Source organism: Pseudomonas sp. (genome assembly GCF_030147005.1).
Lineage (GTDB): Bacteria > Pseudomonadota > Gammaproteobacteria > Pseudomonadales > Pseudomonadaceae > Aquipseudomonas.
Genome location: NZ_JASLAW010000233.1, coordinates 1 through 12,307 on the forward strand (window position 1 = coordinate 1; position 12,307 = coordinate 12,307).

The 12,307-nt window shown below is 60.9% G+C and carries 11 protein-coding genes and 1 pseudogene; 7 read left to right on the plus strand and 5 right to left on the minus strand.

Features of this window, described 5'->3' with window-relative positions:
* Window positions 1-19: 19 nt before the first annotated feature.
* A pseudogene (locus Q1V60_RS22115) lies at window positions 20-640 on the minus strand (Wzz/FepE/Etk N-terminal domain-containing protein); the annotation flags it as partial.
* A 340-nt stretch (window positions 641-980) separates the two neighbouring features.
* Between Q1V60_RS22115 and Q1V60_RS22120 the strand changes: the two are divergent.
* From Q1V60_RS22120 to Q1V60_RS22135, 4 genes are all read left to right on the plus strand, one after another.
* Window positions 981-1,367 carry a TIGR03067 domain-containing protein gene (locus Q1V60_RS22120; protein ID WP_300634822.1) on the plus strand — a complete coding sequence of 129 codons (387 nt, stop codon included), beginning with the start codon at window positions 981-983 and terminating at the stop codon, window positions 1,365-1,367.
* 274 nt (window positions 1,368-1,641) lie between these two features.
* Window positions 1,642-2,880, plus strand: coding sequence for an MFS transporter (locus Q1V60_RS22125; RefSeq protein WP_300634824.1), 1,239 nt, complete (start codon window positions 1,642-1,644; stop codon window positions 2,878-2,880).
* A gap of 142 nt (window positions 2,881-3,022) precedes the next feature.
* Window positions 3,023-4,609 carry an ABC-F family ATPase gene (locus Q1V60_RS22130; RefSeq protein WP_300634826.1) on the plus strand — a complete coding sequence of 529 codons (1,587 nt, stop codon included), beginning with the start codon at window positions 3,023-3,025 and terminating at the stop codon, window positions 4,607-4,609.
* 228 nt (window positions 4,610-4,837) lie between these two features.
* Window positions 4,838-6,010, plus strand: coding sequence for an MFS transporter (locus Q1V60_RS22135; protein WP_300634828.1), 1,173 nt, complete (start codon window positions 4,838-4,840; stop codon window positions 6,008-6,010).
* On the opposite strand, the gene Q1V60_RS22140 is transcribed toward Q1V60_RS22135, so the two are convergent.
* Window positions 6,004-7,041 carry a dienelactone hydrolase gene (locus Q1V60_RS22140; RefSeq protein ID WP_300634830.1) on the minus strand — a complete coding sequence of 346 codons (1,038 nt, stop codon included), beginning with the start codon at window positions 7,039-7,041 and terminating at the stop codon, window positions 6,004-6,006. The two genes, Q1V60_RS22135 and Q1V60_RS22140, sit on opposite strands and share 7 nt — an antisense overlap.
* A 192-nt stretch (window positions 7,042-7,233) precedes the next feature.
* On the minus strand, window positions 7,234-7,845 hold the full coding sequence (locus Q1V60_RS22145; RefSeq protein WP_300634832.1) for an FMN-dependent NADH-azoreductase: 612 nt from the start codon (window positions 7,843-7,845) through the stop codon (window positions 7,234-7,236).
* Between the two features lie 125 nt (window positions 7,846-7,970).
* On the opposite strand from Q1V60_RS22145, the gene Q1V60_RS22150 reads away from it, so the two are divergent.
* Both Q1V60_RS22150 and Q1V60_RS22155 read left to right on the plus strand, forming a co-directional pair.
* A complete protein-coding gene (locus Q1V60_RS22150) occupies window positions 7,971-8,879 on the plus strand; it encodes a LysR substrate-binding domain-containing protein (RefSeq protein ID WP_300634834.1) in 909 nt (302 codons plus the stop codon).
* Window positions 8,876-9,238 (plus strand): MmcQ/YjbR family DNA-binding protein, encoded by a 363-nt coding sequence (locus tag Q1V60_RS22155; RefSeq protein WP_300634835.1) that lies wholly within the window; start codon window positions 8,876-8,878, stop codon window positions 9,236-9,238. The genes Q1V60_RS22150 and Q1V60_RS22155 overlap by 4 nt, the downstream gene beginning before the upstream one ends.
* Here Q1V60_RS22155 and Q1V60_RS22160 read toward each other — a convergent pair.
* Both Q1V60_RS22160 and Q1V60_RS22165 read right to left on the minus strand, forming a co-directional pair.
* Window positions 9,221-9,604, minus strand: coding sequence for a DUF1294 domain-containing protein (locus Q1V60_RS22160; protein WP_300634837.1), 384 nt, complete (start codon window positions 9,602-9,604; stop codon window positions 9,221-9,223). The two genes, Q1V60_RS22155 and Q1V60_RS22160, sit on opposite strands and share 18 nt — an antisense overlap.
* Window positions 9,601-10,431 carry an undecaprenyl-diphosphate phosphatase gene (locus tag Q1V60_RS22165; RefSeq protein WP_300634839.1) on the minus strand — a complete coding sequence of 277 codons (831 nt, stop codon included), beginning with the start codon at window positions 10,429-10,431 and terminating at the stop codon, window positions 9,601-9,603. The genes Q1V60_RS22160 and Q1V60_RS22165 overlap by 4 nt, the downstream gene beginning before the upstream one ends.
* A gap of 226 nt (window positions 10,432-10,657) precedes the next feature.
* On the opposite strand from Q1V60_RS22165, the gene Q1V60_RS22170 reads away from it, so the two are divergent.
* Window positions 10,658-12,292 carry a methyl-accepting chemotaxis protein gene (locus tag Q1V60_RS22170; RefSeq protein WP_300634841.1) on the plus strand — a complete coding sequence of 545 codons (1,635 nt, stop codon included), beginning with the start codon at window positions 10,658-10,660 and terminating at the stop codon, window positions 12,290-12,292.
* Window positions 12,293-12,307: the final 15 nt, after the last annotated feature.

Below are 12,307 nucleotides of genomic sequence, written 5' to 3' on the forward strand. Positions count from 1 at the left end.
CCAACTACGATACCGACAAGGAATCGTAGTTGGCGCGGGCGGCGTCGATCTTGCCCTTGAGTTCAGTCAGGCGGTTGTTGACGATCACCTTGAGGTCGGCGCCAACTTGCTGCCGCTCTGCAGCAATGGCGTAGTCGACAAACCCGTTGAGAATTTTCACCCCGTCCACGTCAGTCGGGTACTGCAATTCCAGGCGTATGTAGTTGCTCAGCGAGTCGGACTTCTTGGGGTCCGGCAGGATCAGATTGACCGAGTTTCGATTGAAGGCTTCAAAACTCTGCTCCAGGGTTTGCCCAGGCTTCTGGAACGCCTTGAACAGTTCTTCGTGATCCTTGAAGAAGCCCAGGCGAGCCTCGTAAGAGTCCAACTGCGCGCCCACTTTGAGCAACGCATCAGCGGGCGGCAACTTATACACTTCGGAGCGGTTCAAGGCGTCCAGTTCGTTGATCGCCGCAGGCCGCAGCACACTGCTGACCTCATAGGTCTTGGGTGCCAGAAAGGCATACCCCACGCCTAAAACCCCCGCCAGAACCGTACAACCCACGATCAGCTTTTTTTGCCGCCAGATGGCATGAAACAACTCAAACAGATCAATTTCGTCAGACGCTACAGCAGCAGTAGGCGGGGAAGTACGATTCAAAATAAGAACACCTTAAATTAATACTAAAAGGCCATCACTTAAAAGAAGCCGTTACGGCTTCAAAAATCAGGGACAACGCCCTGAGCACGGCGGACCAATGGCAGTCTGACCACCTAGTCTGACGAAAAATCCCACTGTTTAAAGGATTATTTCTGCTTTATGTCAACGGGTAGGCAGAAAGGCCTTTTGGTGTGGGATTTATCACACTACAAGCGTAGCCAATACAACATGAAAAAGCTGTCAAATAGCTGTCCCATAAAGAAAAAAATCCTACGCCCTGAAGCACCGTCAGATTACAGATACAATTCCCTACCTCGCCCCTCAGCAAAAAGGAAGTTGCATGCCATCCCCTTCGGTTACGGATTTCCACGCCCTCCAAGGCGCCTGGGAGCAAATTGCCCTGGAAGACAGTGGCGTAACCAACCCTGCCGACGCACATAGCGCGCCAGGTGCGATAACCACTATCAGTGGGGATACATTTGAAGTGGTCACACTTGAGGGTCATATCCTGCTGGCTGGGCGTTTTGTGCTGGACGCCGACACCACGCCCAAAAGTATTACCTGGGTGGACGCCATCGGCGCGGACGCCGGCAAGTCGTTACCGGCCAGCTACCAGCTCGAAGGCGATCATTTTGTATTTATCGCGGCCGATGAAGGCATGCCCCGGCCAACCGTATTCAGCACAGGGCCGGGGCAAACCATGCGCACCTTTGTGCGTCGGGCGTGAACGGTGGACTTATCCGGTTTGATCACGGCATTTTCACAAGGCGTTCACTTTCCGGTCTATAGGGTGAAGCCTACCTACTCCAGTGAATCCCTTAGCCCGCCCCTACCGGCGGGCTTTTTTTACGTGCAGAAAATCGCGCCAAGCCCGAGCGCCTGGGTGCGGGGGATATGAGCCCCGGCAAACCTCAGGCGACCGAGAAACTTATTGTCAAGCGCGCAGGTCACTAGCCCAACGCGTGTTCAGCCCCTGAACTGCGCTTTTGGAAGGTTCCACCGTGGCCCATCACTCAGACCTGCGCACTGCCTTGTCCCTGGACAGCCTGAATTTCTTCCTCGCGGATGTGCGCGACGGCCTGGGCCCGTACCTGGCGATTTACCTGCTGGCGGTGCACCAATGGGAGCCGGCCAGTATCGGCGTGGTCATGACCGTGGCGGGCATCGCCGCGCTGGTCACCCAGGGCCCGGCGGGCGCGTTGATCGACCGTACCCGCAGCAAGCGCGCAGTGATTGCACTTGCCGCGCTGCTGGTGACGCTCAGTTGCCTGATGCTGCCTTTCGTCAGTTCGTTTGGCTGGGTGGCGCTGACCCAGGCCGCCAGCGCCATCGCCGCGTCGGTGTTTGCCCCGGCGATTTCCGCGATTTCCCTTGGCATCACCGGGCCGCGCGCGTTTACCCGGCGTACCGGGCGCAACGAAACCTTCAATCACGCCGGCAACGCCGTAGCGGCGCTGTTGGCCGGAGGCCTGGCGTATCTGTTCGGGCCGGTGGTGGTGTTCTACTTGATGGCGTTTATGGCCGTCGCCAGCGTCATCGCGGTCGCTTGCGTCCCGGCCAAGGCGATCGACCATGAGGTCGCCCGCGGCTTCGACCCGGCGCATCACACCGGCCATGAGCAGCCCTCGGGCCTGAACGTGCTGCTCGCCAACCGTCCGTTGCTGCTGTTCGCCATTTGCTGCGCGCTGTTTCACCTGGCCAACGCCGCGATGCTGCCGCTGGTCAGCCAGAAGCTGTCGCAGATCAACCTGCAGATGGCCACGCCGTTGACCTCGGCCTGCATCGTCGCCGCGCAGTTGGTGATGGTGCCGACGGCGATGCTGGTGGGCGCCAAGGCCGACCTGTGGGGACGCAAGCCGCTGTTACTGGCCGGCTTCCTGATTCTGCCGCTGCGCGGCATGCTTTACACCTTGTCCAGCGACCCCTACTGGCTGGTTGCCGTGCAGCTGCTCGATGGCATCGGCGCCGGCATTTTCGGCGCGTTATTCCCGGTGATCGTCAAGGACCTGACCCAAGGCACCGGCCGCTTCAACGTCAGCCTCGGCGCGCTGTCGACGGTATTTGGCCTGGGCGCGGCGCTGAGCAGCAGCCTGGCCGGCTTCGTGGTGCAACTGGCCGGCTACAACGCCGCCTTCCTGACCCTCGCCGGGGTGGCCGCCGTCGCGTTGCTGCTGGTATGGCTGGCCATGCCGGAGACATTGGCGAAACCATCCTTCGCTCGCCTTACAACTGTCGGCTGACATATGCGACAATGCGCGCCAAATTCCAACACACATCCAAAATTTTCCGCTCAGCGACCGGGTTTCGCGCCTTGATGTCGCTGTTGACGCATGCCTGAAGGCGCCTGCCATCACGCTCGCAACCCATTGATAGGTAAAGTAATTGATCTCCACAGCTAACATCACCATGCAGTTCGGCGCCAAGCCGCTCTTCGAGAACGTCTCGGTCAAGTTCGGCGCCGGCAACCGCTATGGTTTGATCGGTGCCAACGGTTGCGGCAAGTCGACCTTCATGAAAATCCTTGGCGGCGACCTCGACCCGTCCGGCGGCCAGGTCATGCTGGAGCCGAACGTGCGCCTGGGTAAGTTGCGCCAGGATCAGTTCGCCTACGAACAATTCACCGTGCTCGACACCGTGATCATGGGCCACGAAGAGCTGTGGAAGGTCAAGGCTGAGCGCGACCGCATTTACTCGTTGCCGGAAATGAGTGAAGAAGACGGCATGGCCGTGGCCGAGCTGGAAACCGAGTTCGCCGAGATGGACGGCTACACCGCCGAATCCCGTGCCGGCGAGCTGCTGCTGGGCCTGGGTATTCCACTGGAACAGCATTTCGGCCCGATGAGCGAAGTGTCCCCCGGCTGGAAACTGCGCGTATTGCTCGCCCAGGCGCTGTTCTCCGACCCGGAAGTGCTGTTGCTCGACGAACCGACCAACCACCTGGACATCAACACCATTCGCTGGCTGGAAAACATTCTGACCCAGCGTTCCAGCCTGATGATCATCATCTCTCACGACCGTCACTTCCTGAACAGCGTGTGCACCCACATGGCTGACCTGGACTACGGCGAGCTGCGCCTGTTCCCGGGCAACTACGACGAGTACATGACCGTGGCGACCCAGTCCCGCGAGCAACTGCTGTCGGACAACGCCAAGAAGAAGGCGCAAATCACGGAGCTGCAATCCTTCGTCAGCCGCTTCTCGGCCAACGCCTCGAAAGCCAAGCAGGCGACTTCCCGTGCCAAGGCGATCGACAAGATCCAACTGGCCGAAGTCAAGCCTTCGAGCCGTGTGAGCCCGTTCATCCGTTTCGAACAGAACAAAAAGCTGCACCGCCAAGCGGTCATGGTCGAAAAGATGGCCAAGGGTTTTGACGGCAAGCCGTTGTTCAAAGACTTCAGCTTCCAGATCGAAGCCGGCGAGCGCGTGGCGATCATCGGCCCGAACGGTATCGGCAAAACCACCCTGCTGCGCACCCTGGTCAACGAACTGACGCCGGATGCCGGCAGCATCAAGTGGACCGATGCTGCGGAACTGGGCTACTACGCTCAGGACCATGCCCATGACTTCGAAGACGACGTCACCCTGTTCGACTGGATGGGCCAGTGGACCCAGGGCGAGCAGATGATTCGCGGCACATTGGGCCGCATGCTGTTCTCCAACGACGAGATCCAGAAGTCGGTGAAGGTGATCTCCGGTGGTGAACAAGGCCGCATGCTGTTCGGCAAGCTGATCCTGCAAAAGCCGAACGTGCTGATCATGGACGAACCGACCAACCACTTGGACATGGAATCCATCGAAGCCCTGAACCTGGCGCTGGAGAACTACCCGGGCACGCTGGTCTTTGTCAGCCACGACCGTGAGTTCGTATCGTCCCTGGCCACCCGCATCATCGAGTTGAGCGCCAGCGGCGTGATCGACTTCAGCGGCACCTATGACGACTACCTGCGTAGCCAGGGTGTGGTGTTTTAAGGGCAGCCATTAGCTTTTAGCTGCCAGCGACAAGGAAAAGCCCTATTCAATGCAATAGGGCTTTTTGCTTTTCGCGGTAGGAGCAAGCCTGCTCGCGAAGAACCCGAGCGCACCACGGTGAGCCAGGTTACTTGCGTTATCGTTAACGTTTTTCTCAAGCAAGCTCGCGCCTACAGGAAGGCGGGTTATGCCATCATGCCGTCACCACCCGCACGCGAACGAGTGCCCATGCCTGCCGCCGCCTCCTCCCTGTCGATCACCCTGCAGATCGTCTCCATCGTCTTCTATACCTTTATCGCGTTTATCTGCATCGGCCTGCCGATTGCGGTGATTCCAGGCTATGTGCACGAACATCTGGGCTACAGCGCCGTCGTGGCTGGGGTGACCATCGGTTCGCAATACCTGGCCACCTTGCTCAGTCGGCCGATGGCCGGGCGCATGTCGGACAACGTCGGCACCAAACGCGCGATTGTGCTGGGCCTGGCTGGCATTTTGATCAGCGGTGTGCTGACGTTTATCGCGGTACTGCTGGAAGGCATGCCGGCGCTGAGCCTGGCTGTCCTGATTGCTGGTCGGCTGTTGCTGGGGGTGGCTCAGGGCCTGATCGGCGTGGGCACCATCAGTTGGTGCATGGGCGCGGTCGGCACCGAACACACGGCCCGTTCGATTTCCTGGAACGGCATCGCCTCCTACGGTGCCATTGCCATTGGCGCGCCGCTGGGGGTGGTGATGGTGGCCGACTATGGCTTCGCCAGCCTGGGGCTTTCGCTGACGGGCCTGGCCGCGCTGGGCCTGGTGCTGATTCGCAATAAACCTTCGGTACCGGTGGTGCGCGGCGAGCGCCTGCCGTTCCGGTCGGTGTTCGGCCGTATCGCACCGTTCGGTGCCAGCCTGTGCCTGGCCTCGATCGGCTACGGCACGCTGACCACCTTCATTACCTTGTATTACCTCAATCGAGGCTGGGCCGGCGCGGCGTACTGCCTGACGGTATTCGGCGTGTGTTTTATCCTGTCGCGCCTGGTGTTTATTTCCGCGATCAGCCGCGTGGGCGGTTTCACCGCCGCCATCGCCTGCATGCTCATCGAAACCCTCGGCCTTACGTTGTTGTGGTTGGCGCCGTCGACCGGCGTGGCGCTGGTCGGCGCCGGGCTGACCGGTTTCGGCTTGTCGCTGGTCTACCCGGCGCTCGGGGTGGAGGCCATCAAGCGCGTGCCGGACAGTAGCCGGGGCGCCGGGCTGAGTGCGTATGCGGTGTTTTTCGACCTGGCCCTGGCGATTGCCGGGCCGTTGATGGGCGCGGTGGCGCTGAACCTCGGCTACGGCTGGATCTTCTTCTGCGCGGCGCTACTGTCAGTGACCGCGCTGGCACTGACCGTGCTGCTCAAGCGTCGCGCTTATTGATCAGCCGTCTGCAACCCGGCGCGCGTGGCCTCGCCGAGGGCGTGACTGAAAAAGCGCCCGGCTTCGGAAACCAGGTCGCGGTGGATGCCTTCACGGTCGACGCCGTCGGCATCGGTGCAGATGGCAGGCATCGTCGCCAATTGGTCACTGTCGCACGGCGCCATGAACACGAAGTGCCCTGCCCCGGCCAACAATTTGAAGTCAGGCGGCTCCGGCAGCTTGCGCGCCAGGGCGGCGGCGTTCTTGTCCACGGCCACCAATTGGTCGCCATCACCGCTGTAGAGCAGCACCGGCACGTGCACGTCAGCCAGGGTATGCCGACCGAACATCAGGCTCAGCGGCGCCATCAACATCAAGGCGTGGATGCGCGGGTCGGCCTGGGGCTGTAAGTCGTCGCGGTCGACTACCAGCTCGCCTTTGGTGGTGCAGGCGTCACGGTCCTCCGGGCGCTGCTGGCAGTAGCGGCGCAAGCGCTCGAAATCAGGTTTGGCGCCCGCCAGGATCAGCGCGGTTTCACCGCCGGCCGAATAACCGATCACGCCCACCTGATCGATGTCGACGAAGGGCGACAGCATCGGGTCGTTCAGGCTCGCGGTGATCGCCTGGGAAATCTGAATCGGCCGACCATATAAATTGCTCACGGTGCCCAGGCGGCTGTGATCTTTATAGTTGTCGCCGGGGTGCAGCACCGCCACCACCACAAAGCCCTTGCGCGCCAGCGAGGTGGCCAGGTCATGCAGGGCCAGCGGTGTACCGGTATTGCCGTGAGACAGCATCAGCATCGGGAACCGGCCGATGGCGACCTTGGCGTCTTCACCGGCAGCCACGTGATAGGCGCCCAGCACCGTGGCGTGCTCGGGGTCGGTGGAGGGGTAGAACGCAATGGCTTTCATCGGCTGCGAATCCAGCGGGTCCAGCACGCTCATGCGATGAAAGCCCACACTCCAATGCGGGTGCGGCGCAGGCGCGGCGTGCACTGAAAGCAGGCCGCCGCACAAGGAAAGAACCAAGACAGCACAGAGACGCATCATGGGGATGTCCACCTTTGCTGCATGAGAACCGGCATGCCGTATAAAAATTCCAGGGTATTGAACCCAAGCCTGCATAACCTGGGCCATAACTGAAAAAACTCCGTACTCCGCTCGCGCTCAGGCGATCAGAATACAGAGTTTAGACGCCTGGCTTCAGATTGAAACCCGACAAGGCGCAGATTTACACAAGCCTTACGCGGCGGCGAACAATTGCTCGCTGATAAGCACCTTGGCGTCGCTCAACGCTTTGCTGCGCACCTCGTCGCCATAGGCCAGGCCTTCGGCGCGCACGACTTCAATATCGGTGATGCCGAGGAAGCCGAACAGCAGCTTCAAGTAGCCTTCATGGGCGGCACCAGACGCTTGACCGGCATGCAGGCCGCCAGCGGTGGAGACGATGATGACTTTCTTGTTGCCGCACAGGCCTTCGGGGCCGGCTTCGGTGTAGCGGAAGGTCTGGCCGGCGACGGCGATGCGGTCGATCCAGGCTTTCAGCTGGGTCGGGATGGTGAAGTTGTACATCGGTGCACCCACCACCACGGCGTCGGCAGCGAGGAATTCAGCCAGCGACGATGCGCTCAGTTCGGCTTCATGCTTTTGCGCGGCGTCGCGCAGTTCGGCGGCAGTGCCCAATGCGCCCAGGGTAGCGCCGGAGAAGTGGTTGATCCCTTCGCTGGCCAGGTCACGGTAAGTCACTTCCACGCCCGGTTCAGCCGCTTGCCATGCCTTGACGACCCCGGCGCTGAGCTGACGGGAAGCCGAGTGGTCGCCGAGGATGCTGGAATCGATGTGCAACAGTTTCATGGTGGGTCTCCGAGGTGGGATCGACAGGAGCGATCAGATGGGGGTGATGCTACGCACCCAACCAATCGTCGATAAGCCGCCTGGAATGCGATAGATTGTCCCACTGACAGGACAATAGGCTCACCATGCAAGACCTCAACGACCTCTACTATTTCGCCAAAGTCGTCGAAGCCGGCGGTTTCGCTGCCGCCGGTCGCCTGTTGGGGATTCCCAAATCGCGACTCTCGCGGCGCATTGCCGAGCTGGAAGAACGCCTGGGTGCGCGTCTGCTGCAACGCACCACCAGGCAACTGACCCTTACCGCAGTCGGCGAACGCTACCTGCGCCACTGCCAGGCGATGTTGCTGGAAGCGGAAATGGCCGATGAGGCAGTGGCCAGCATGTCCACCGAACCTCGCGGACGCTTGCGGGTAACGTGCCCGGTCGGCCTGGCGCAGCAGATCCTGCCGGAACTGGTGGCCGGGTTTCTTGCCGCGCACCCGCTGGTGCAACTGGACATGACCCTGGTGAACCGTCGCGTCGACCTGGTGGCCGAAGGCGTCGACGTGGCATTGCGCGTGCGCGACCTGGGCGACGAAGACCCGTTGCTGGTCACCAAACGCTTGCGCCAGGCCCACACCGTACTGGTGGCCAGCCCTACACTCCTGCGTGACCGGCAGGTGGAAACCCTGGAAGACCTCAAACAACTGCCGATAATGGGCGCACTGGAGGCGGACCGCATGGTGCACCAACGCATCATCGACCCACAGGGCAATGCCCATGAACTGGTCATGGAGGCTCGCCTGGGTATCGAAGACTTTATCGTACGCAAGACCAGCGCCCTCATGGGCGTGGGCTTTACGGTGCTGCCGATGATGTATTGCGAAGAAGAACTGGCCAGCGGCCGACTGGTGCAACTGCTGCCGCAATGGTCGTTGCCCGGCGGCTGGCTACAGGCCGTATACCCACACCGACGCGGCGTGCTGCCGGCTATCCGCGCGTGGATCAACTACCTGGAAGAAGGCTTCAAAGGTTGCGGAGATCGCCTGTTATGAGCATGACCGAAGCACAAGTCGCGGCGTTCTGCCTGAGCCTGCCGGGCGCGCGCGAGGACTACAAATGGGGTGGCGTGCGAGTGTTCTCGATTGCCGGCACCAAGATGTTCGCGTTGCAGAACCTGCGTGGCGAGTCATTGGCGTTCAAGGTCGACAAGGAACTGTTCCTCGGCCATGTCGACCGCCCAGGCATCCACCCGGCGCCGTACCTGGCACGCGCGCAGTGGGTCATCATGAATACGCCCTACCCGCTGGGGCCGGAAGAACTGCGTGGCTTGTTGCAGCGCTCCCACCAATTGGTGGTGAGCAAGCTGCCCAAGCGCACGCAGGTCGGGTTGTTGCTAGAGGATCGAGAGTAGCGTACCGCCAAGAAACAGCTGGTCCAGCCAGAACACTTGGTGCAGCAGCACGATCACCCAGAACAGCACCTGATAAGACACCTTGCGCGTCTTGTGCCGAAACACCTGCTGCGCGATCAACGCACCCGGCCAACCGCCCGCCAGCTCGACGGCGTGCAGGATGTTCTCCGGAATGCGCCGGCCCTCTGTCTGCGCCTTGCGCTTGTCGCTCCAGTACAGAAAAAACGCCATCACGCTGACCACGCCGTAGGCTGCCAACGGGAGGACGGTCTCGCCGCGATGCCACAGCAGCACCGAACCCAACAGCGGCGCGGCGCACAGCAGCATAAACAGCAGGGCCTTCAGGCGCGGATGCTGAATATTCATGGCTTGACGGCAGTCCAGTCGATCCAGCCGAACTGCCAGGTCGCCAGGATCACCAGGCCGAACGCGATGCGGTACCAGGCAAAGGCCGCGTAGCTGTGGTTGGCGATAAACTTGAGCAGGCCCTTGACCGCGATCATCGCGAAGATGAACGAGGTGACAAAGCCAATGGTGAACACCGGCAGGTCCGCCGGCTGAAACAGGTCGCGGTATTTGTAGCCCGAGTACAGCGCGGCACCGACCATGGTCGGCATGGCCAGAAAGAACGAAAACTCGGTGGCAGTCTTGCGCGACAGGCCGAACAACAGGCCGCCGATAATCGTCGCACCGGAGCGCGAGGTCCCTGGGATCATGGCCAGGCACTGGGCTATGCCGACCTTGAGCGCGTCTTTCCAGGTGATGTCGTCCACGCTTTCGGCATGAACGGCATGTTGGCGACGTTCAGCCCACAACATGATCACGCCACCCACCACCAGGGCCGCGGCCACGGTGATCGGGTTGAACAGGTAATGTTTGATCAGGTCAGCGAAAATCACCCCCAGCACTACCGCCGGCAATACGGCGATGATCAGGTTCACGGTGAAACGCTGGGCTTTGCGCTGGGTGGGCAAGCCGATGACCACATCGAGGATCTTGCGACGAAACTCCCAGACCACGGCAAGGATCGCGCCCAGCTGGATAATGATATTGAATGCCTCGAAACGCTCGCCGCCGAAGTTGATCAGGTCGGCGACAATGATCTGGTGGCCGGTGCTGGAGATCGGCAGGAACTCCGTCAGCCCCTCGACCACGCCAAGAATCAATGCCTGTATGGCGGTCCAAAAATCCATGCTTTCTCCGAAGGTCACGCGCCTGGCATGCCTCTTAAGTTTTTTTAAAGTTCACTGACAACGAGCGCGGTGCAGCGCGGCGTTGATTTTCAATGCCGGACTGCAAAAATTGCGTGAAAAATCAGGCAGTACTCAGGTTTTTCGATTACGGGCCGAAAGACTATCAGACAAGCCGTAAAAGTCGATGTAACACCCACAATTATAAAAGGCTCGGAGTGACAGGACGATGAACAGTTTGCGCAATATGTCGATCAGCCGGCGCCTCTGGCTGATCCTGATAGTCGCCGTGCTGATGCTGCTGACCTTGGGCGCCTTGATGCTCAAACAGATCCATAACGACCTCTACCAGGCCAAACGCCAACAGACCCAGCACGTGGTGCAAACCGCCAGCGGCGTGTTGAGCTACTACCAGAACCTGGAGAAAACCGGGGTGCTTACCCGTGAAGCGGCGCAGCTGCAAGCGCTGAGCGCGGTGCGCGGCCTGCGCTACGACCACAATGACTACTTCTGGATCAACGACCTCACCCCCGTGATGATGATGCACGCGGCCAACCCCAAGCTGGACGGCCAGAACCTCTCGGCGATCCGCGACCCGGACGGGTTTGCCGTGTTCAATGAGTTCGTGATTCTGGCCAAGGCCAAGGGCGCCGGCATCGTCAATTACCGCTGGCCGAAGCCGGGGGCCGATGCGCCGGTGGAAAAAACCTCGTATATCCAGCTGTTCGAACCCTGGGGCTGGATTATCGGCTCGGGCGTCTACGTGGATGACGTGCAGGCCGAGTTCACCGGGCAGGTGTGGAAAGCCTCTGCCATCGGCCTGGGCATTGCGCTGGTCATGACCCTGCTGGTGCTGCTGATCGCGCGCAGTATCGTGCAACCCTTGCAGGCGGCGGTAAATGCCATGGGCAACATTGCCAGCGGCGAAAGCGACCTGACCCGCAGCCTCGACACTCACGGGCGCGACGAGGTCACTCAGTTGTCCCAGCACTTCAATACCTTCACCGCCAAATTGCGCCAGGTGGTCGGCCAATTGCAGGTGTGCGCCAGCGCCCTGGGTGAGTCGTCGAGCGAGTTGGGCCACAACGCCAGCCAGGCCCACGACCGCAGCCAGCAGCAGTCGCAACAGATGGAACTGGTGGCCACCGCCATCAACGAAGTCACCTACGGCGTGCAGGACGTGGCCAAGAACGCCGAGCACGCCGCCAGCGAAATGCGCGATGCCCAGGCCCAGGCGCAACAAGGCCAGGTCAACATCGACGGCAGTTTGCAGCAGATCGACCAACTCTCCACCACCATCAGCCAGGCCGTGGAGGTTATCCGTACGCTGTCCAGCGAAAGCACACAGATCGGCGGCGTGCTGGAAGTGATTCGTTCAATTGCCGACCAGACCAATTTGCTCGCCCTCAATGCCGCCATCGAAGCCGCCCGTGCCGGCGAGCAAGGTCGTGGGTTTGCCGTGGTGGCCGATGAAGTGCGCTTGCTGGCCCAGCGCACGCAAAAATCCACCGCTGAAATCCAGACGATGATCGAGCGGCTGCAAGGCCATTCGGAAGCGGCGGTCAAGGTGATCAGCGACAGCCACAGCGCCTCGCAACTGACCATCGAACAAGCGGGCCTGGCCGGCGCGAGCCTCAACGCCATCGGCCAGGCGCTGCAGAACCTCAACGGCCTGAATGCCTCGATCGCCAGTGCCACCCTGCAACAGGCCCAGGTGGTGGAAGACATCAACCAGAACGTCACCCAGGCGGCCGGGTTATCCCACAGCACCGCGCTGGCGGCGGAACAATCCAGTGTGGCAAGCGCGCAATTGCGTGGTTTGAGTGAACAGCTTGACGGGCTGTTGCGCCAGTTCCGAATCTAGCGCAGGGCAAAAGGT